Annotated in this window: 13 protein-coding genes; 9 read left to right on the top strand and 4 right to left on the bottom strand. The window is 67.2% G+C overall.

Features of this window, described 5'->3' with window-relative positions; all coding sequences use genetic code 11:
• Positions 1 to 168: 168 nt before the first annotated feature.
• From bamA to ACIQ7H_RS07250, 8 genes are all read left to right on the top strand, one after another.
• Positions 169 to 2,556 carry an outer membrane protein assembly factor BamA gene (bamA, locus tag ACIQ7H_RS07285; protein ID WP_395789967.1) on the top strand — a complete coding sequence of 796 codons (2,388 nt, stop codon included), beginning with the start codon at positions 169 to 171 and terminating at the stop codon, positions 2,554 to 2,556.
• Between the two features lie 34 nt (positions 2,557 to 2,590).
• Complete coding sequence (locus ACIQ7H_RS07280) at positions 2,591 to 3,178, top strand: OmpH family outer membrane protein (protein ID WP_395789899.1); 588 nt, start codon at positions 2,591 to 2,593, stop codon at positions 3,176 to 3,178.
• Complete coding sequence (gene lpxD, locus ACIQ7H_RS07275) at positions 3,175 to 4,203, top strand: UDP-3-O-(3-hydroxymyristoyl)glucosamine N-acyltransferase (RefSeq protein ID WP_395789897.1); 1,029 nt, start codon at positions 3,175 to 3,177, stop codon at positions 4,201 to 4,203. The genes ACIQ7H_RS07280 and lpxD overlap by 4 nt, the downstream gene beginning before the upstream one ends.
• Before the next feature lie 6 nt (positions 4,204 to 4,209).
• Positions 4,210 to 4,677 (top strand): 3-hydroxyacyl-ACP dehydratase FabZ, encoded by a 468-nt coding sequence (gene fabZ, locus ACIQ7H_RS07270; RefSeq protein ID WP_395789895.1) that lies wholly within the window; start codon positions 4,210 to 4,212, stop codon positions 4,675 to 4,677.
• Positions 4,674 to 5,447 (top strand): acyl-ACP--UDP-N-acetylglucosamine O-acyltransferase, encoded by a 774-nt coding sequence (lpxA, locus tag ACIQ7H_RS07265; protein WP_395789893.1) that lies wholly within the window; start codon positions 4,674 to 4,676, stop codon positions 5,445 to 5,447. The genes fabZ and lpxA overlap by 4 nt, the downstream gene beginning before the upstream one ends.
• Positions 5,447 to 6,607 carry a lipid-A-disaccharide synthase gene (lpxB, locus tag ACIQ7H_RS07260; RefSeq protein ID WP_395789891.1) on the top strand — a complete coding sequence of 387 codons (1,161 nt, stop codon included), beginning with the start codon at positions 5,447 to 5,449 and terminating at the stop codon, positions 6,605 to 6,607. The genes lpxA and lpxB overlap by 1 nt, the downstream gene beginning before the upstream one ends.
• Positions 6,597 to 7,247, top strand: coding sequence for a ribonuclease HII (locus tag ACIQ7H_RS07255; protein WP_395789890.1), 651 nt, complete (start codon positions 6,597 to 6,599; stop codon positions 7,245 to 7,247). The genes lpxB and ACIQ7H_RS07255 overlap by 11 nt, the downstream gene beginning before the upstream one ends.
• A gap of 126 nt (positions 7,248 to 7,373) precedes the next feature.
• Positions 7,374 to 8,756, top strand: a complete 1,383-nt coding sequence (locus ACIQ7H_RS07250) for a diguanylate cyclase (protein WP_395789888.1) — start codon at positions 7,374 to 7,376, stop codon at positions 8,754 to 8,756.
• A 45-nt stretch (positions 8,757 to 8,801) separates the two neighbouring features.
• Here ACIQ7H_RS07250 and ACIQ7H_RS07245 read toward each other — a convergent pair whose 3' ends face one another.
• From ACIQ7H_RS07245 to proB, 4 genes are all read right to left on the bottom strand, one after another.
• Positions 8,802 to 10,973: a diguanylate cyclase domain-containing protein gene (locus tag ACIQ7H_RS07245; RefSeq protein WP_395789887.1), complete on the bottom strand. Its 2,172-nt coding sequence runs from the start codon at positions 10,971 to 10,973 to the stop codon at positions 8,802 to 8,804.
• Positions 10,974 to 10,977: 4 nt separating this feature from the next.
• Positions 10,978 to 13,026 carry a diguanylate cyclase domain-containing protein gene (locus ACIQ7H_RS07240; RefSeq protein ID WP_395789884.1) on the bottom strand — a complete coding sequence of 683 codons (2,049 nt, stop codon included), beginning with the start codon at positions 13,024 to 13,026 and terminating at the stop codon, positions 10,978 to 10,980.
• Between the two features lie 252 nt (positions 13,027 to 13,278).
• Entirely contained in the window at positions 13,279 to 14,562 is a 1,284-nt protein-coding gene (locus ACIQ7H_RS07235; RefSeq protein WP_395789882.1) for a glutamate-5-semialdehyde dehydrogenase, read from the bottom strand.
• Positions 14,559 to 15,692 carry a glutamate 5-kinase gene (gene proB / locus ACIQ7H_RS07230; protein WP_395789880.1) on the bottom strand — a complete coding sequence of 378 codons (1,134 nt, stop codon included), beginning with the start codon at positions 15,690 to 15,692 and terminating at the stop codon, positions 14,559 to 14,561. Before proB ends, ACIQ7H_RS07235 begins: the two co-directional genes overlap by 4 nt.
• A 143-nt stretch (positions 15,693 to 15,835) precedes the next feature.
• Here proB and dnaE point away from each other — a divergent pair, with 143 nt between their 5' ends.
• On the top strand, positions 15,836 to 19,375 hold the full coding sequence (gene dnaE / locus ACIQ7H_RS07225) for a DNA polymerase III subunit alpha (protein WP_395789878.1): 3,540 nt from the start codon (positions 15,836 to 15,838) through the stop codon (positions 19,373 to 19,375).
• The last annotated feature ends 3 nt before the right edge of the window (positions 19,376 to 19,378 follow it).

The raw sequence follows: 19,378 nt of genomic DNA, 5'->3' as shown, positions 1-19,378 counted from the left end.
AGACGCCTCCGCCCTGCAGGTCACCCCGCCTGCCTGGCACACCCCTTCCCCCGCACAGGGGAGCCCGGCCTTGTCGGGACTCCTAGAGGGGGCTTGTATGCAGCCCAAGGCAGCTTGCTGGGCGGCGCATGACTCTTTTGAACGGAAACGGACCCGATGAGCAACCGAATCACCGCGCTGCCCCTGCTGGCCCTGCTGATGGCCGCCAGCGCCTCGGCCCAGAGTTTCGAGCCTTTCACCATTTCGGATATCCGCGTCGACGGACTGCAGCGGATCTCGGCCGGCACGGTGTTCACTTACTTGCCGGTCGAGCGCGGTGATCGCATTGATCGCCCGGCGGCTGCCGAATCGATCCGTGCGCTGTTCCGCACCGGCTTCTTCACTGACGTCAAGCTCGACCGCCAGGGCGACGGCATCCTGGTCATCACCGTGACCGAACGTCCGGCGATCAACACGATCACCCTGTCCGGCAACAAGGACATCAAGACCGAAGAGTTGATGAAGGGCCTGACCAATATCGGCCTGGCCGAAGGCGAAACCTTCAATCAGCTCCAGCTCGACAAGGTGACCCAGGAGCTGACCCGGCAGTACAACAACCGCGGCAAGTACAACGTCTCGATCGAGCCCTCGGTCAGCCAGCTCGACCGCAACCGGGTTGACGTAAAGATCGAAGTCAAGGAAGGCAAGGCCGCCAAGATCCGCCACCTCAACCTGGTCGGCAACAACACCTTCAGCAATGAAGAGATCCTTGATGAGTGGGAATCCGGCACCAGCAACTGGTTGTCCTGGTACCGTCAGGACGACCAGTACTCGCGCGAGAAGATCTCCGGCGATCTGGAGAAGCTGACATCGTTCTACCTCGACCGCGGCTATATCGATTTCAACATCGAGTCCAGCCAGGTCTCGATCAGCCCGGATCGGCGCGACATGTACATCACCGCCAGCGTCAGCGAGGGCGAGGTCTATACGGTTTCCGATGTGAAGGTCAGCGGCGACACCATCATTCCGGTGGAGGAAATGGAGAAGCTGGTGTTCATCGGCGAGGGCGCGACCTTCTCGCGCCGCCTGGTCGAGTTCACCACCGATTCCATGACCAACACACTCAGCAATGTCGGTTACGCGTTCGCCAGCGTGAATCCGGTGCCGACCATCAACCGCGAAAATCGCACGGTGTCGATCAACTTCGTGGTCGAGCCCGGCCAGCGTGTGCATGTCCGGCGGATCGTGTTCAAGGGCAATACGCGCACCTCGGATGAAGTGCTGCGCCGCGAGATGCGTCAGTTCGAGGGCATGTGGTTCTCGCAGGCGGCGATCGACCGCAGCAAGATCCGCCTGCAGCGCCTGGGCTTTTTCGATGATGTCACCATCGACACGCCGGCAGTCGCCGGCACCACCGATCAGGTGGACGTGGAGATCAGCGTCACCGAACGTACTTCCGGCAGCTTCCAGTTCGGCCTCGGCTACTCGCAGTACGCGGGCCTGATCACCACCGTGTCGGTGACCCAGAACAACTTCTTCGGCACCGGCAACCAGATCGGCGCGACGGTCCAGAACAACGCCTTCGTCAAACGCATCGATTTCTCGTACTTCGACCCCTACTTCACCGAAGACGGCGTGTCGGTGGGCTACAACCTCAGCTACCGCGAGCTGGACCAGGGCGACTCCAACACCGCCAACTTCACTTCCGACAGCGGCCAGCTGCGTGCGATCTTTGGCCTGCCGATCACCGAAACCGATACTGTGGGCCTCACTTTCGGTATCGATCGCAACAGCATCACGCCGTTCGAGGGCTTCACTCCGCAGTCGATCATCGACTACATCAATGCGCTCAACCGCCGCACATTCAACGCATGGCGCTCGGAGATCTCGTGGTCGCGCAACAGCACCAACGCGTTCTTCAACCCGACCCGCGGCACCTTCCAGCGCGTCGCCGCTGAGGTCACCCTGCCGGGCTCGACGGTCGAGTACTACAAGCTCAGCTATGAGTTCAACCGCTACTGGCCATTGGGCCGGCATCTGGTGTTGCTGACGCGTGCTGATATCGGCTACGGCGACAGCTACGGCGATGCCGTGTCGCGCCCTGTGATTGCCGTTGGCGCCAACGGTGAGCAGCTCCGCAACGCGGACGGTACTTTCGTAACGCGCACCGTGACCGCGGACGGCCTGCCCTTCTTCGAGAACTTCTACGCCGGTGGTGAACGCTCCGTTCGCGGCTTCGAGACCAACACCCTCGGCCCGGCCGGTTTCGGGCGGCTGAGCCCGCTTGACCCGCAGCCGCTGGGCGGCTCGCTGAAGACAGTCGGCAGCTTGGAGTTCATCTTTCCAACCCTGCTCGATTCCAACTCGGCCCGCGTGTCTGCGTTTGTCGATGTCGGCAACGTGTTCGACAGCACCAAGAACTTCAGCACCAGCGAGCTGCGCGCCAGTGCGGGCCTCGCCTTGCAATGGCAGGCGCCGATCGGCCCGATCATCATCAGCTGGGCGCAGCCCTTGAAGTTCGATCGCGACAAAGATCGGGTCGAAAAGCTGCAGTTCACCTTCGGCACATTGTTCTGAGGACGACTGACAACCGACACCTGGCCTGAGCGCGATGACGATGCCTCGGCGCGAACCCACCGCCCGCCTGCCTGACCGGCTGCGCGGGCGGTGCTGCCTGCAGTGGGTGTGCGCACTACTGCTCGCGCTGACTGCCGCCTCGCCCGTGCTGGGGCAATCGACGACGGGTACGCGGGTCGGCTATGTCGACATGAAGCGGCTGATCGACAACTCGCCGCAGGTCCGCGCCGCACGCTTGCGTCTGCAGCGCGAGTTCGACGCCGCCAACGGTCTGCTACGCGAAGATGAGTTGCGCTTGCGCGAGCTTGAGCAGCGCAGTCGCGACGCCGAGCTGGCCGGTAATGTCGAAGCCGCCAGGGCGTTGCAGAGCGAAATCGCACCCCTGCAGCGCTCAGTCGCGCGCACCCGCGACCGCCTTCGCAGTGATCTCGATGCTCGCAGCGAACAGGAAACCAGCCGTGCCTGGCCCCTGATCAATGACGCCATCGCTGAATATGCGCGGGCCAACAATCTGGATCTGGTGGTGTCTAGCGGCACTGTCTATGTCAGCGGTCGAATCGACATCACCGATCGCGTGCTCGATTTGTTGGAGCAGGATGCTCCGGGAGAGGCGCAGCCGTGAGCACGGCCGGGTTCACCCTGCACTCGCTGGCTGAGCGGTTCGGACTCGAGTGGGTGGGCGACGGCGAGTGCCTCATCCACGGAGTCGCGACCCTGGCCGGCGCGCAGTCCGGGCAGCTGAGCTTTCTGGCCAATCCGCTGTACCGGCGCGAACTGCTGCAGACCCGAGCGGGTGCCGTGGTGCTTCGCGCTGAGGATGCGGCGGCCAGTCCGTGCCCTGCCCTGGTGGCGAAGGATCCGTACGTGGCGTTCGCCCGTATCGCTGCGCTGTTTGAAACCCCGAGCGACACGCCGGCTGGCATCCATCCAAGCGCGGTGATCGACCCTGCAGCGCTGATCGATGCGGGCGTCTCCGTGGGGCCGCACTGCGTGATCGGTGCGCGTTCGCGCATCGAACGTGGCGCGAGCCTCGGGCCGGGCTGCGTGATCGGCGATGACTGTGTGGTCGGGGTCGATGCGCGGCTGGTCGCACGCGTCACCTTGGTCACCCGCGTCCGACTGGGCGCGCGCGTCCTCGTGCATCCGGGCGCGGTGCTTGGCGCCGATGGCTTCGGTTTGGCGATGGACGGCGGCCGCTGGATCAAGGTGCCGCAGCTGGGCGGGGTGGTCATCGGCAGCGACTGTGAGATCGGTGCCAACACCTGCATCGATCGCGGCGCGCTCGACGACACCCGACTTGGCGATGACGTCCGTATCGACAACCTGGTCCAGATAGGCCACAACGTGCAGATCGGCGACCATACGGCGGTCGCGGGCAGCGCCGCGATCGCGGGATCGGCGAAAATCGGCCGCTACTGCCTGATCGGCGGTGGCGTCGGCATCGTCGGCCACCTCACCCTGTGCGACAAGGTCACCCTCACCGCGCGCTCGCTGGTCACCCATTCCATCGATACGCCCGGCCAATACTCTTCCGGCGTGCCTCTGCAGGAAAGCCGACAGTGGCGCCGCAACGCGGCCCGCTTCAGGCAGCTCGATGCATTGGCGCGCCGAATCATGAAAGACAACAAAGACAACAAGGACGCCTGAAAGCCCATGACCGAGCCTTACCTGCCCAGCCTGCCGGTCGACGTGACCCGGATCATGGGCATCCTGCCCCACCGCTATCCCTTTCTGCTGGTGGACCGGGTGATCGAGCTCGAACCCGGCAAGCGCATCCGTGCAATCAAGAATGTCAGCATCAACGAGCCGTTCTTCCAGGGCCATTTCCCTGGGCATCCGGTGATGCCTGGTGTGCTGGTGATCGAAGCCATGGCGCAGGCATCCGGCTTGCTGACCCAGCTTTCGCACCCCCCCAAGCCCAAGGGTGAGGAGCCCGTGTTCTACCTGGCCTGCATCGAAAAGGCTCGGTTCTCGCAGACCGTGGTGCCCGGCGACCAGCTGGTGCTGGAATCGGTGCAGACGCGGATGCGCCTGGGCATGGGCAAGTACGAATGCGTTGCCCGGGTCAACGGTAAGCAGGTCGCCTGCGCGGAGATCCTGTGCGCGGAGCGCTCGGCATGAGCATTCATCCGAGCGCCGTCATCCATCCGGGTGCGAAGCTCGGCGAAGGGGTAGAGATCGGCCCCTTCTGCGTCATCGGCGAGCATGTGGAAATCGGCGCCGGCACGCGCATCGATTCGCACGTGGTGATCCACGGCCCGACCCGGCTCGGAGAAGACAACCGCATCCATAGTTTTGCCGCGGTCGGCGGTGATCCGCAGGACAAGAAGTTCCACGGCGAGCACTGCGTGCTGGAGATCGGTGAACGCAACCTGATCCGCGAGTTCGTCACCATCAACCGCGGCACCGCCGACGACGGCGGCATCACCCGCATCGGCCATGACAACTGGATCATGGCCTACGTGCACATCGCGCACGACTGCCGCATCGGCAACAACAACACCTTCGCCAATGCCGCCTCGATGGCCGGCCATGTGCACATCGGCAATCACGTGGTACTCGGCGGATTCAGTCTGATCCACCAGTTCTGCAAGGTCGGCGACCACGCCTTTACCGCCATGGGCGCGTCGGTCAATCGCGACGTGCCGCCCTACGTGATGGTAGCCGGCGAATACGCACAACCGCGCGGCATCAACAGCGAAGGGCTCAAGCGCCGCGGTTTCACGCCCGAGCGCATCGCCGGCATCAAACGCGCCTATCGCACGATCTACATGGCGGGTCTGCCGCTGGCTGAGGCACGCGCGAAGATCGCTGCAGAATCCGCGGAGGCGCCCGACCTGAGCCTGCTGGTCGACTTCATCGACGCCAGCACGCGCAGCCTGATCCGCTGATGGAACCCGCGGGCGGGCCGATCATCGCCCTGGTTGCCGGCGAGTCCTCCGGCGATCTGCTCGGTGCGGATCTGATCGTCGCCCTGCGCGAGCGCTTCCCAAATGCCCATTTCGTCGGCATCGGCGGCCCGCAGATGCGCGTGCAGGGGATGGAGCTCTGGTGGGACGCCAGCGAACTGGCGGTGATGGGCATCTTTGAAGTGTTGCGCCACCTGCCGCGTCTGCTGAAGCTGCGCCGGCAGCTGCGGGCGCGCCTGCTGGCGCTCAAACCCGACGTGTTCATCGGTATCGATGCACCCGACTTCAACCTGGGCCTGGAGCGCCGCCTGAAAGCGGCTGGCCTGCGCACCGTGCACTACGTCAGCCCCTCGGTGTGGGCCTGGCGCAGTGGCCGCGCGGCAAAACTGGGCGCCAGCGCGGATCGCGTGCTGTGCCTGTTCCCGATGGAGCCGCCGATCTATGCCCAGTTCGGTGTCGACGCGCGTTTCGTCGGCCACCCGCTGGCCGACCAGTTTCCGCTTGCGCCTGAGCGCGCAGTCGTTCGAACGCAACTCGGAATCGACCCGGACGCCCAGGTGCTGGCCCTGCTGCCGGGCAGCCGGCTCGGTGAGATCCGCCGCATTGGCGCCGATTTCATCGCAACTGCAGCCCTGCTGCAGGATCGCCTGCCGAAGCTGCAGGTGATCGCACCGATGGCCACCGATGCCTGTCGCGCGGCGTTCGAGGCGCTGCTCAAGGCCGCGCCGCAGGCACCGCGCATCCGGGTGATCGACCGCCGCTCGCAGCAGCTGCTGTGCGCCGCCGATGTCGTCCTGCTGGCTTCCGGGACGGCCGCCCTGGAGGCGCTGCTGGCGCGCACGCCGATGGTGGTGGCCTACCGCATCAGCGGGCTGACCTATCGCTTCGTGCGCGCACTCAAGCTGCTCAAGGTTGACCGTTTCAGCCTGCCCAATGCCTTGGCCGGCGAGCGTCTGGTGCCCGAATGCATGCAGGACGACTGCAACCCCGCGCAACTCCTGCAGGCCCTGACACCTTTGCTGACCGACCCGGCTGCAGCGCGCCGCCAGACTCTGCGTTTCGAGGAGATCCATCGCAGCCTGCGCTGCGGCGGCAGCGAACGCGCCGCAGCGGTGATCGCCGAGCTGCTGGATGCTCGCTGAGCCACCCTGCAGCGCCCGCACGCCCGGCATCGCCGGGGTGGACGAGGCCGGACGCGGCCCGCTGGCCGGCCCGCTGGTGGTGGCCGCCGTCCTGCTGGACCCGGCGCGCCCGATCGAAGGCCTGGGCGATTCGAAGCAGATCAGCGAGCGCCGGCGCGAGCTGCTGTTCGACCTCATCATCGAGCGCGCCTGCGCCTGGCGGATCGAGTTCATCGAACCCGCCGAGATCGATACGCTCAACATCTACCGCGCCACCTTGGAAGGCATGCGGCGCGCCTGCTGCGGACTGACGACGGCGCCGACACTGGTGCGTATCGATGGCAATCGCGTTCCCGCTGGGCTGCCCTGCCCCGGCGAAGCCTGGGTGCGCGGCGATGCCCGCGACCCCGCCATCGGTGCCGCCTCGATCCTGGCCAAGGTCAGCCGCGATCGCGCCATGCTGCAGCTCGACAGCCGCTTCCCCGGCTACGGGTTTGCTGCGCACAAGGGCTATCCGGTACCCGCGCATTTCGCCGCGCTGCAGGCCCTCGGCCCCTGCAGTGCACACCGCCGCAGCTTCGCCCCGGTCCGCGCTGCCGCCGAGCGGGGCCTGCAGCAGGCCTGTCTGGAACTGGGCTCCCCTGCCGAAAGTCAGGGCTGAATTCGCCAATTCGAGGCGTCCCGCGTAAAGTTTGAGCAAGACGCACGCTGCCAGACGCGGGCAGCGAAGCGAAGCGATTGCAACGGCCGACCCGATCGGCGCACAAGCTCAGGCTGTGGAGTTCGAATGAGGCATGTCCGAAACGTGCCGTGGCGGCTGATCGCCATCGGTTTGCTGGCCTATCTGTCGCTGTTCAACGTCGCGCTCGCGACTACGCCGACAGTGCATGGCCCGGTTACGGGTGCCGATGGCAGCGTCTGGCTGGGTGATGGCGATGGCCTGCTGCTGGGCGCAGCAAGGTCGGCGAATGCGCCGCGACGGATTCCGGGTGTCGGGCCGATCCAGGCTCTCTGGCTGACCGAGCGCGGGGTGCTGGCGCTGGACCCGATCCAACTGTGGGCCGTCGACGCGACTGCCGGCAATGCGACTGCGGTCGCCGGAACACGGCCGCAGCAGTTGTTGCCCGCACAGCTGCAGTGCCGCTGCTGGTGGCTGCTCGGCGAGCGCGGCGTGCAACTGCTGCAGGCGCTCGGCGATCGCTGGTCGACAGTGGACATCGATCTGGCGGGTGCACCACCGCCGCTGCAGCTGCTGGCGGACATCGATGGCCGGCTGTGGCTGCGCACACGCGAAGGCATCGACAGCTACGCAACGTCGCAGTTGCTGGAAGGCTCGGCAGCAGACAGCCGCAACACGTGGTGGTCCGCGCCTGCCCTCCCCGCCGCGACGACCATTGCAGGCGTCGAGGCGACAACCAGCGCATCAGCTCCCAGCGCTGTGGCCAGCTTCTGGCAGGGTGCCGCGCTGTCGGCCCTGCTGGCAGCCCTGCTCGGCAGTCTGCTTTACCGGCGTCAGCAGCAGCGTTTGCGCGCACTCGACGCACGCGGCACGCAGGAAGTCGACCAATTGGTTCTGCGCAGAACCGCTGAGCTTGAGATCGCCAACCGCACGCTGCGCGACCTCGCCGACACCGACGCACTCACCGGCGTCGCCAATCGCCGACATTTCGACCACCTGCTGCGCGAAGGTTTGGAGCGCGCGCTGCTGACCGGCCGGCCGCTGTCGGTGCTGCTGCTCGATGTCGATCACTTCAAACAATTCAACGACAGTCATGGCCACCTCGCCGGCGATGAAGCCCTGCGCCAGCTTGGCCACCTGCTGCAGGAGGCCGTCCGCAGCGACACCGCGGTGGCCCGCTATGGTGGCGAGGAGTTCGCGATCATCAGCCCGACCCGCCCCAGCGAAGCGCTGGGACTGGCCGAGCGCCTGCGCCGTCATATCGAAACGCACAGCGACATGCGGGTCAGCATCGGTGTCGCCAGTTTCAAGCCGCTCACTGACCATGACGAATCCGCCCTGCTGGCGCGCGCCGACCGCGCGCTTTACGGCGCCAAAGCGGCCGGGCGCAACTGCGTGCGCGGTGCGGACAGCTCGCCGATGCAGGCACGCGAACGCCAGACGGCGTCGCCGGAGCCGACGCGACCGGCGCTCGACGAAAGCAAAAGCTGAGTGTTCCGAGGCCGCAGCGAAGCTCGCCTTCGTCCGCGACTGACCTCAGTGCAATCGAGGCTGTACTGCGCTCTGGATCTGCAGCAGGCCGTCGCGCTCGGCGGCCTCGAAATCGGACTCAGCCCGCAACAGCGCAGCGGGGCTGGCGTCGCTGATCCCCAGCACAGCCACGCAGCGATTGCGGCCGCGGCTCTTGGCCGCGTACAGCGCGAGATCGGCCAAACGTACCGCACATTCCCAATCGAGCACCCCGCCCTGCGGATGCAGCCGAGTCATGCAGACGCCGATCGACGCGCTCACCGACAGGTCGCCGGCAGCCGTGGCGACGCTTCTGCCGGCCAAGCGCTCCAGCAGGCGACGCGCCAGCGCCACGGCCTGGTCCGGGCTGCAGGCATACGCCAGCACCAGGAATTCTTCGCCGCCCCAGCGCACCACCAGATCCTCGCGCCGCATGCAGGCGCCGAGTCGATGCGCGACCTCCACCAGCACGCTGTCGCCCACCGCATGGCCATGGCTGTCGTTGATCGCCTTGAAGCGGTCGATGTCCAGCAACAGCAGAGCAGCCTCAGGCGGTCCCGCAGTTGACAGCTCGGCGATGCGTCCGATGATCGCGCGCCGATTGCCCAACCCGGTCAATGGATCGAGTTCGGTCTCCTGACGCAGGCGCTCGCGGCGTTCGCGCAGCAGACGCTCACGGCCGCGCAGGCGGCGAATCAGCTGCACGGCCAGCAACAGGATTAGCGCGAGCAGCGCCAGCAGCAGCAGCCAGATCCGCAGGGTCAGGTCCTGGCTGGTCAACTCGGCGCTCTTGGTCGCAACCTGATCCTGCAACAGCACCATGTCGCGCTGACGCACTTCGGCATCGAAGCTGGTCTGCAGCTCCCGCAGCGCCGCATCCATGTTCTGGCGCGTGATCTGCGCCGACAGGCTGCGCTCACGGTGGAACAGCTCCAGGGCCGCCTCAGCATCGCCCCCAGCGGCCAGCGCTTCGCCATACTCGCGCAGCAGCGCGACGCGCTGACCTTCCCCACCGACTTCGTCGAGGATCGACTCAGCGGCGGCGAGATCCCGTCGCCCTTCGGCAATCCGCCCCAGGTCGATCCGGGCCAAACCCATGTTGCCGAGCAGGGCGATCTCCACCCGACGATTGCCGAATCTACGCGCACCCTCCAGACCGGCTTCTGCCGTCTGCAGCGCCTGTCGTGGTTGGCCCAGGCGCAGATGCGCATCGGCGATATTGTTCAGCAGGCCGACTTGAATGCGCTCAAGGCCCGCCGGCCGAGCCAAGGCGAGCGCGCTGCGCGAACGCCGCAGCGCGCCTTCAGCGTCGCCGGTCAGGGCGGCGATGGCGGCGTCGTTCATCAGCACGCCCACTCGCAGTTCCGGATCCCCCAGACGCTCGGCCAGTTCGCGCGCCCGGTTGGAATAGCCTTCGGCCACCGGCGATGGCTCGCCAGCGGAAGCGCTGGTGAAGGCCAGTGCAGTCCAGGTCATGGTGCTGCGGTAGTCATCACCGGCCGCGCGTGCGAGCTGCAGCCGAGCCCTCGCATGGGCTTGAGCTTCGGCCCAGACACCGCGGGCGATCGCCTGCCGATCCAGCACCCGCAGCATCTGCCAGGCCGCGCGGTAATCGCAGGCGGGGAACTCCTGCAGATCATCGAGCTCGGGGATCAGCGGATCGGCCTCCAACTGCGGTGCAGCGACCTGCAAGACCGCCGCCGCGGGACACCGCGCGCTCAAGAGGATCAGGGCTTCGCGCGCGAGCTCCGCGGCGACGTCGCCCTGCCGCTGCAGCGTCGCCAGCTGTGCCTGCAGCACCAGCAGATCGCTATGGGCCGGCAGCAGCGGATCGACCGTCGTCGATGCGCCCAGCTCATCCAAGGCACGCTCTAGCTCTCCACTGCGCCCGGAATCGACCAACAGCTGCAGACGGGCCCTCGCCACGAGTCGGCGCGCGCCGGCAGGGTCGCTGGCTTCGGTGTCGATGCGGGACGCCAGGGCATCAAGCGCCGCCTCGCCCGCTTCGGGATTCTCCGCTGCCATTCGCAGGGCGAGATCGATCCCGGCAGCGACGGTGCCCGAGCTGGCACTGTTCACCCCAAGATCGAGCTCCGCGCCCGACGTCTCGGCCTGTGCCGCACTGCCTGCCCAGATGACGACCAGCGACAGCCCCATCGCGAGCCGCCGGAACCTCTGGATACGCGCGCTGCAGATCATCGGTTCATTCCCCTGCGCCGATGATGGTTTCCAGCCCGATCCGTCCAAGCGCCTCGGCGTGCTCGATGTCGGCGACCGTCGCCTCGACTGCCTGCCCGGAGCCATCGCGCACCCAGCGGATGCCGCAGGCGCGATTGCGCCCACGCAGCTTGGCGAGGTACAGGGCCGAATCGATCAGGCGCAGCGACTGCTCGAAGCTGAGTTCCAGCGCCGCGGGAGGCAGCGGCAGGCTGGCAAAACCGATGGAAGCGCTGATCGGAATACGCAGGTCCTCATGCTGAACCGCACGCGAGAGCTCATGCAGGATGCGTTCGGCCAAGCGCGCGGCATCGGCCGGCGCCAGCCACTCGACCGCCAGCAGAAACTCCTCGCCACCCCAGCGCGCAGCCAGGTCCTCGCCGCGACACAAACCGCGCAGGCGTCGGCTGACCTCGATCAGCACCGCATCGCCGACGGCATGCCCGTGGCGATCGTTGATCGACTTGAAGTGGTCGAGATCGATCAGGTACAGCGAGCCCCGATAGGTTCGCTCACCACCGCTGAGTTTGATCACCGCCTGTACGTGGCGGCGATTGGCAAGGCCGGTCAGCGCGTCGCGTTCGCTCTGCAAGCGCAGCTGCGCATTGACCCCGGCCAGCTTGCGGTTGCTCTGGCGGAGGCGACGAACCCCCGCAATCAGCACGATCAAAGCCATCACCAGCAGCAGTGCGAGCAATCGCCACACCCACTGCTGCAGTTGATTGCGTTCGAGTTGGGCAGCCTTGCGAGCATCCTCGGCCTGCAGCTGTTCGATGGCCTTGTCGCGGCGGCGCGCATCGATCTGCTCCTGCAGCGCCAGCACCGCGCGCTGCTGGTCTTCGCGGAAGATCTCGTCGTCCAGCCGGCGGGCCGAGTGGTACGCCTCGACGGCGCCCGTCAAATCACCAGCGCGCTCAAGTGCGGCGCCCAATTCGGCATAGGTCAGCGCGGCTTCGCTGCGCTGACCGCGCGACTCGTCCTCATCCAGCCCGCGCCGCACCAGCTGCTTGCCTGCATCGATCTGGCCCAGCCCGATCCGGGCAAGGCCGAGATTGATGTTGGCCAAGGCGCGACCGGTGCGATCCTCATTGCGCTCGGCGACGTCAAGCGCCTCCAGCGACACCCGCTCGGCCTGCTCGTATTCCGTGCGCACGAGGTGATAGTGAGCGACATTGCCGAGCAGCACGGCCAGATTGGTGTTGTCGCCGGCACTGCGTGCATGGCTGATCGCCAGCGTCATCGCCGCCAGCAGACCCTCGGTATCGCCACCTTGCTCAAGCACCACGCCCAGGGTGCTGTAGACATCCGACAGCAGCAGGTCATCCCCCAACGCGAGGGCGATCTCGACCGCTTCGCGCACCAGTGCTTCGGCCCGGTGCTGCTGACCGAACGCCGCCAGACTCTCGGCCAGGCCCGATCGCACCAGCGCCCGCCAGCTCGCCGAGTTGTTCGCATCGGCAAGCTCGGTGGCAGCCTGAAACGCGGCGATGGCTTCGGCCAGTTCACCGGCAGCGCGCAGGTTGTTGGCCAGGTTGTACCAGTAGCGCAGGCGCTCGCGCGGACCCAGCTCGCGTTCGATCCGCGGCTTCAGCGCGCGCATCTGCTCAAGGCTCATGGCCGCGCCCTGTGCGAGCGCCAACACGCGCAGACGGACCAGGCTGGCCGCCAGATCGCTGCCGTCGCCCAATTGCTGGGCGCGCGCGTCGAGTTGATCGGCCAGCGCCTCGGCGGCCTCATGCAGTTCGGCGTTGGCGTACCAGCGCCCGGCGATTGCCAGCAGCTCGCGACGCAGCGGCGACGTTTCGCTGGCGCGCTCGGCCAACGCCTGCATGGTCGCCGCAGCTTCGCCGAAGTCGCGAATGGCGCTGTCTTCCAGCCGTTCGGCCTCGGCCAGCACGGCGGCATCTTCCGCACTCAACGCAGCGGCAGGGTCAACGCTTGGCTGTGCCAGCACCGCTGGCGCCAGCGCCAGGCACAGCAGCATTCCCAGCAGACTCAGGCGCTTGCGCAGACCGAGCTTGCGTGCTGGAGCCACGGGCGGGATGACGTCCAGTGCAATCCTTCCGCAACGGAAACAGTGCAAGCAGCAAGGCAAGTCGCGTGCCGGGCACAGCGGCGGAACGCGCCCAGCCTGATGCAGACCACGCGCGCGGCGGCCTTTGAACGGTTCGTGTGCAGCTGGGCAGGGCGCAGGCGGCTACGCGGCCGTGCGAGTGCAGCGCGTGACCACAGCGAGCGCAGCCGGCGCCAGCACGGTCGCAACGTAGCCGCTATCGACCGCAGGGCCTCAGGATCGCGCCAGATAGTCTGCGCGTCCGACCCATTTGAAGCTGGTCAACTCGGCCGGGCCGACCGGCCCACGCGGATGCAGGCGCCCGGTGGCGACCGCCACTTCGACGCCCATGCCGAACTGGCCGCCATCGGTGAAGCGGGTGCTGGCGTTGTGATACACCGCGGCCGCGTCGACTTCGGCCAGAAAGCGCTCGGCCGCGGCTGCGTCTTCACTCAGGATCGCCTCGGAGTGGCCGCTGCCGTGGCGGGCGATGTGCGCGATCGCGATGTCGAGATCCTCCACCACGCGCACGCCGAGCTGCAGGCCCAGCCACTCGCGGTCGAAGTCTTCCGGCTGCAGGGCTTCAACCCGCGCGCCTGCCGCCGCCAGCGCCGAAACGGCCTCGCCTTCGGCATGGAAAATCACGCCGAACGGCGACAGCCGCTGTGCCAACGCCGGCAGCAGGCGCGGGGCGATCGCCCGGTGCACCAGCAGGGTGTCGAGCGCATTGCACACCGCCGGCCGCTGCACCTTGGCGTTCTCGATGATCGCGAGGCTGGGCTCAAGATCGGCGCTGGCATCGACGAACACATGCACCACGCCGACACCACCGGCGATCAGCGGGATCCGGCTTTCGCGCCGGCACAGGTCGATCAGGCCCTGGCCGCCGCGCGGCACCATCACGTCGATGCAGTCGGACAGCTGCAGCAGTTCGCTGACCGCCTCGCGCTCCGGGGCATCGATGAAGCTGACGATGTCAGCCGGCAGCCCCGCGGCGGACAGCGCCGCATGCAGCAGATCCACCAGGGCGAGATTGGTCTGGCGGGCTTCGCGGCCGCCGCGCAGCACCACCGCATTGCCGGATTTGAGCGCCGCGGCAGCAATGTCGACGGTGACATTCGGCCGCGCTTCGTAGATCACCCCGACCACGCCGATCGGCACCGTTCGCCGCGCCAGCTGCAGGCCGTTCGGCAAACTCCGCTGATCGAACTCGCCAGCCAGCGGGTCTGCAAGGTTCGCGACGGTTTCGACGTCGATCGCCAGGCCATCCAGACGTGGGCCGTCCAGGCGCAGTCGATCAAGCAGGGCCGCGCCCAGCCCGGCCGCCGCACCTGCCTCAAGATCCAGCGCATTGGCGGCGATCAGAGGCGCGCGCTGCTCGCGCAAACGGCGAGCGATGTCGCGCAGCAGGGCATCGCGTGCAGCGGCGGGAGTTCGCGCCAAAGCGGGCTGCGCGCGGCGCGCGGCGCGGGCCTGGGCTTCGATGCGCCCGGCGCGGCTGATCGCTGCGGCGCTCATGCGGCGGTCTCCGGTGCAGCGGCCGCCTGCGGGCTCAGCACCAGATCGCTGCGGTGAATGACCTCGTCGCCGTAGCGATAGCCGAGCACGCCCTCGATTTCCTCCGAGCGTCGCCGGCACAGGCGCTGCAGATCGACTGCGGCGTAGGCCGCAATGCCGCGCGCCACTTCGGTGCCGACCGCATCCAGCACCTGCACCGGGTCACCGCGATCAAAACTGCCCTGCACCTCCACCAACCCGACCGGCAGCAGACTGCCACCACGCCGCAATGCACTGGCCGCGCCGGCGTCGATCTGCAGCGCGCCACGCGGCGCGCCGCCGCCGGTGATATAGCGCTTGCGCGCAGCCAGACGTTCGCCCTGCGGCGCGAAGCGCGTACCGATCGATTCACCGGCCAACAGCCGCGTCAGCACCTCGGGCTCGGCGCCGGAGGCGATATGCGCGGTGGCACCGCCGCGTCGCGCCAGTTCGGCCGCGCCCAGCTTGGTCGCCATGCCGCCGGTGCCCAGCCGGCCACTGCCGCCAGCAGCGTTGCGCAACTGCTCCGGCAGCGCGCCGGGGCCGACCTCGCTGATCAGCCGCGCCGCCGGGTTGCCGCGCGGGTCACTGTCGTACAGGCCGGCCTGGTCGGTCAGCAGGATCAGTCGGTCGGCGTCGACCAGACTGCAGACCAGGGCCGACAGCATGTCGTTGTCGCCCAGCCGCAGTTCTTCAGTGGCGACGGTGTCGTTCTCGTTGACGATCGGCAGCACGCCGTGAGCGAGCATGGTCAGCAGGGCCTCGCGGGCGTTCAGATAGCGGCGCCGGTTCTCGACATCAGACCGCGTCAGCAGCACCTGGGCGACGTCGATGGCGTGGTCCGCGAACAGGCCCTGGTAGATGGCGTGCAGGCGCGGCTGGCCGACCGCCGCGTGCATCTGCTTGACCGGCACATCGCGCGCCGGCGCCGCTTTGAGCGCGCTACGACCCGTCGCGACCGCGCCCGAGCTGACCAGCACCACATCGTGCCCGGCCTGACGCAGTGTCGCGAGCTGGGCGCTGAGCGCCTGCAGGCGTGCAAGATCAGGCCCGGGGCCACCGGCGGTGACCGTGGACGTACCGAATTTGACGACGATGCGCTGGCGCGACATGGGTTTCGCTGCACTGCGGGAACAGGCGCGGATGCTACTGCATGTGCCGCCCCGACCGGTCCGCGCTCGCGGCCATATGCTGTCAAGGCTTGTTCGGCCCGCCCCCCGTCGCTAGGCTGTCAGACCTATCCGGCTGAGCCCACATGGCCGCGCGCTTCGTCCATCTGCACCTGCACAGCGAATACTCGCTGGTCGACTCCACCATCCGCCTGTCGCCGCTGATCAAGCGCTGCGTGGCCTTGGGCCTGCCTGCGGTGGCGGTGACCGACCTGTCGAATTTTTTCGGCCTGGTGAAGTTCTATAAAGAGGCGCAGAAGAGCGGCATCAAGCCGATCGCCGGCAGCGATGTGATCGTGCAGCTACCCAGCGGCGCGCCCTCGCGCCTGACCCTGCTGTGCCGTAACCGCGAGGGCTATCTGAACCTGTCGCGCCTGCTGTCGCGTGCGTTCCTGGATGGCCATCAGGGCGACTACGTCTGCGTGCGCCCGGAGTGGGTGTCCGAGCACGCGGCCGGCCTGTTCGCATTGGCCGGGCCGGGCAGCGATGTCGGCCAGCTGTTGCGCGAGTCGAAGACTGATCTTGCCGAACAGCGCCTGATCGAACTGCAGCAGGCCTTCGACGATCGCCTGTATCTGGAGCTGGTGCGCACCGGTCGCGAGTTCGAGGAAGACTTCATCGCCGGTGCCTGCGATCTGGCCGTACGCCGCGGCCTCGGCGTGGTCGCCAGCAACGATGTGCGCTTCCTGGAGGCGGAAGACCACGCCGCCCACGAAGCCCGCGTCTGCATCGCCAGCGGCCGCCTGCTGAGCGACTCGCGCCGCCCGCGCGACTACTCCGACCAGCAGTACCTGAAGTCCTCCGCCGAAATGGAGGAGCGCTTCTCCGAGCTGCCGATGGCGCTCGACAACGCGTTTGAACTGGCGCGCCGCTGCAACCTCGAAATGCGTCTGGGCACGTACTTTCTGCCGGCCTTCCCGGTGCCGGCCGAGCACACCCTCGACAGCTGGATCCGCAGCACCTCGCATGAAGGCCTGCACAAGCGATTGGAGAAAGCGCCGATCGCCCCGGGCCACACCCGCGAAGCCTATTTCGAACGCCTCGACATCGAGCTCGATGTCATCTGCAAAATGGGCTTTCCCGGCTACTTTCTGATCGTGGCCGACTTCATCAACTGGGCCAAGCAGAACGATATTCCGGTCGGCCCCGGCCGCGGCTCGGGTGCGGGTTCGCTGGTGGCCTGGGCGCTGGGCATCACCGACCTTGACCCGATTCCCTACGACCTGCTGTTCGAGCGCTTCTTGAACCCAGAGCGCGTGTCGATGCCCGACTTCGACATCGACTTCTGCATGGACCGCCGCGACGAAGTCATCGACTACGTCGCCCGCAAATACGGCCGCGATCGGGTCAGCCAGATCATCACCTTCGGCACCATGGCGGCCAAGGCCGCGGTGCGCGACTGCGGCCGCGTGCAGGGCCTGCCCTTCCCCGCCGTCGATGGCGTCGCCAAGCTGATCCCGAACACGCTCGGCGTATCGCTCGACGACGCGCTCGGTCGCAGCAAGGCGGCGCAGGCCGACAAGGAGCTGAGTTCAGCCGAGCTGATCGATCGTTACCAGCACGAGGACGAAGTGCGCGAGCTGATGGACCTCGCGCTGAAACTCGAAGACCTGACACGCAATGCCGGCAAGCACGCCGGCGGCGTGGTGATCGCGCCCGAACCACTCACCGAGTTCAGCCCGCTGTTCGCCGAACCGCCGCCGAAAGAACCCGGCACACTGCGCAGCGTGGTGACCCAGTACGACAAGGACGATGTCGAATCGGCCGGTCTGGTCAAGTTCGACTTCCTCGGCCTGCGCACGCTGACCATCATCGATTGGGCGGTCAAGGCCATCAACCGCCGCCGCGCCGCGGCCGGTGAGGCGGCGCTCGACATCACCGCGCTGCCGCTCGATGACAAGCGCAGCTACGAGCTGTTCGCGCGCGGCGACACGGTGGCGGTGTTCCAGTTCGAATCGCGCGGCATGCGCGAGCTGCTGAAACGCGCCCGCCCTGACCGCTTCGAAGACATCATCGCGCTGGCGGCGCTGTTCCGCCCCGGCCCGCTGGGCTCTGGGATGGACAAGGAATGGTGCGATCGCAAGCACGGCGAGACCGCCGTCAGTTACCCGCATCCGTCGCTGGAACCTGTGCTGTCGCCGACCTACGGGGTCATCGTCTACCAGGAACAGGTGATGCAGATCGCCCAGGTTCTGGCCGGCTACAGCCTGGGCGGCGCCGACCTGCTGCGCCGCGCAATGGGTAAGAAAAAGCCCGAGGAGATGGCCAAGGAGCGCGCCAAGTTCGAGGCCGGCAGCGCCGAACGCGGCGTCGACCCCGAGGTCGCCACCGGCATCTTCGACCTGATGGAAAAGTTCGCCGAGTACGGCTTCAACAAGTCGCACTCGGCCGCCTATGCGCTGGTCGCCTACCAGACCGCCTGGCTGAAGACCCACTACCCGGCCGAGTTCATGGCCGCGGTGCTGTCGTCGGACATGGACAAGACCGACAAGGTCGTGACCTTCCTGACCGAGTCGCGCGCGATCAAGCTCGATGTCAGCCTGCCGCACGTCAACCGCAGCAGCTTCGCGTTCGAGGCCGACACCGCGCGCTCGATCGTGTATGGCCTGGGCGCGATCAAGGGCATGGGCCGCCAGGCCTGCGAGGCGATTGTCGAGGCCCGAGCCAGCGGCCCGTTCAGCAGCCTCTACGATCTCTGTTCACGCGTTGAACTGCTGCGCCGCAACCGTCGCAGCCTGGAGACGCTGATCGCCGCCGGCGCACTGGATGGCCTTGGCAGCAATCGCGCCAGCCTGATGACGCAGCTGCCCGATGTGATGCGCGCGGTCGATCAACAAGCCAAGGCGCGCGAAGTCGGCCAAGTTTCGCTATTCGATCTTGACGGTGCGGCGCCTGAGCCGGCCCTGCCGACGCCAGCGCAGGTGCCCGAGTTCGACCTCGAAAAACTGCTGGAGGACGAGTACCGCGTGCTCGGCCACTACATCAGCGGCCACCCGATCGACCCCTGGCGCGAGCTGCTGAACCAGGTGGTCACCTGCGACCTCGGCGAGCTCGACAAGGCCTATGCCGAGCGCAAGTTCGCGCGCGGCACCGAGGCTTCGGTGCTGCTGGCCGGCGTGGTCGGCGATGTCCGTCGCAGCGGCGACAGCCGCGCGTTCGTTCAACTGCAGGACGGCCGCGGCCAGATCGAAGCGGCGCTGTTCTCGGAGGCCTGCGCGCAGTACGCGCCCTTGATCAAATCGCGCGACATCGTGCTGGTCGAAGGCAGCCTGCAGGAAGACCGCATGGGCGACGGCTACACCCTGCGTCTGCGCCGTCTGATGACGCTCGAAGAACTGTGCTCGCGCTACAGCCGCCACCTGCTGCTCAAAGTGGACAACCGCCGCCGCGACGCCCTGGCCGAGGTCGAGAAACTGCTCGCCACCCATCGCCCCGGCCCAACCGGCGTGCAGATCGAACTTTTGATCCCAGGTGCCCGCGGCCGCCTGTATGGGGACGGCAGCTTCGGCGTACGCCCTACCCCGCTGTTGCCGCGACAGCTGCGCGAGATCGAAGGCGTTGAGGTCGAGCTGCGCCTGCAGCGGCCGGAACCCACGCCGGTGCCGGAGCGCAAGGCGGCGGGTTGAGCC

It is taken from the genome of Aquimonas sp. (genome assembly GCF_044377145.1).
GTDB lineage: Bacteria > Pseudomonadota > Gammaproteobacteria > Xanthomonadales > Xanthomonadaceae > Aquimonas.
This window is presented reverse-complemented; position numbering and strand designations above follow the sequence as displayed.

Excerpts from the sequence above, each read along its gene's own strand:
- proB (WP_395789880.1), bottom strand. The coding sequence starts at position 15,692 with ATGTCGCGCCAGCGCATCGTCGTCAAATTCGGTACGTCCACGGTCACC.
- lpxA (WP_395789893.1), top strand. The coding sequence starts at position 4,674 with ATGAGCATTCATCCGAGCGCCGTCATCCATCCGGGTGCGAAGCTCGGC.
- lpxB (WP_395789891.1), top strand. The coding sequence starts at position 5,447 with ATGGAACCCGCGGGCGGGCCGATCATCGCCCTGGTTGCCGGCGAGTCC.
- ACIQ7H_RS07255 (WP_395789890.1), top strand. The coding sequence starts at position 6,597 with ATGCTCGCTGAGCCACCCTGCAGCGCCCGCACGCCCGGCATCGCCGGG.
- ACIQ7H_RS07245 (WP_395789887.1), bottom strand. The coding sequence starts at position 10,973 with ATGATCTGCAGCGCGCGTATCCAGAGGTTCCGGCGGCTCGCGATGGGG.
- dnaE (WP_395789878.1), top strand. The coding sequence starts at position 15,836 with ATGGCCGCGCGCTTCGTCCATCTGCACCTGCACAGCGAATACTCGCTG.
- ACIQ7H_RS07280 (WP_395789899.1), top strand. The coding sequence starts at position 2,591 with ATGACGATGCCTCGGCGCGAACCCACCGCCCGCCTGCCTGACCGGCTG.
- ACIQ7H_RS07235 (WP_395789882.1), bottom strand. The coding sequence starts at position 14,562 with ATGAGCGCCGCAGCGATCAGCCGCGCCGGGCGCATCGAAGCCCAGGCC.
- fabZ (WP_395789895.1), top strand. The coding sequence starts at position 4,210 with ATGACCGAGCCTTACCTGCCCAGCCTGCCGGTCGACGTGACCCGGATC.
- ACIQ7H_RS07250 (WP_395789888.1), top strand. The coding sequence starts at position 7,374 with ATGAGGCATGTCCGAAACGTGCCGTGGCGGCTGATCGCCATCGGTTTG.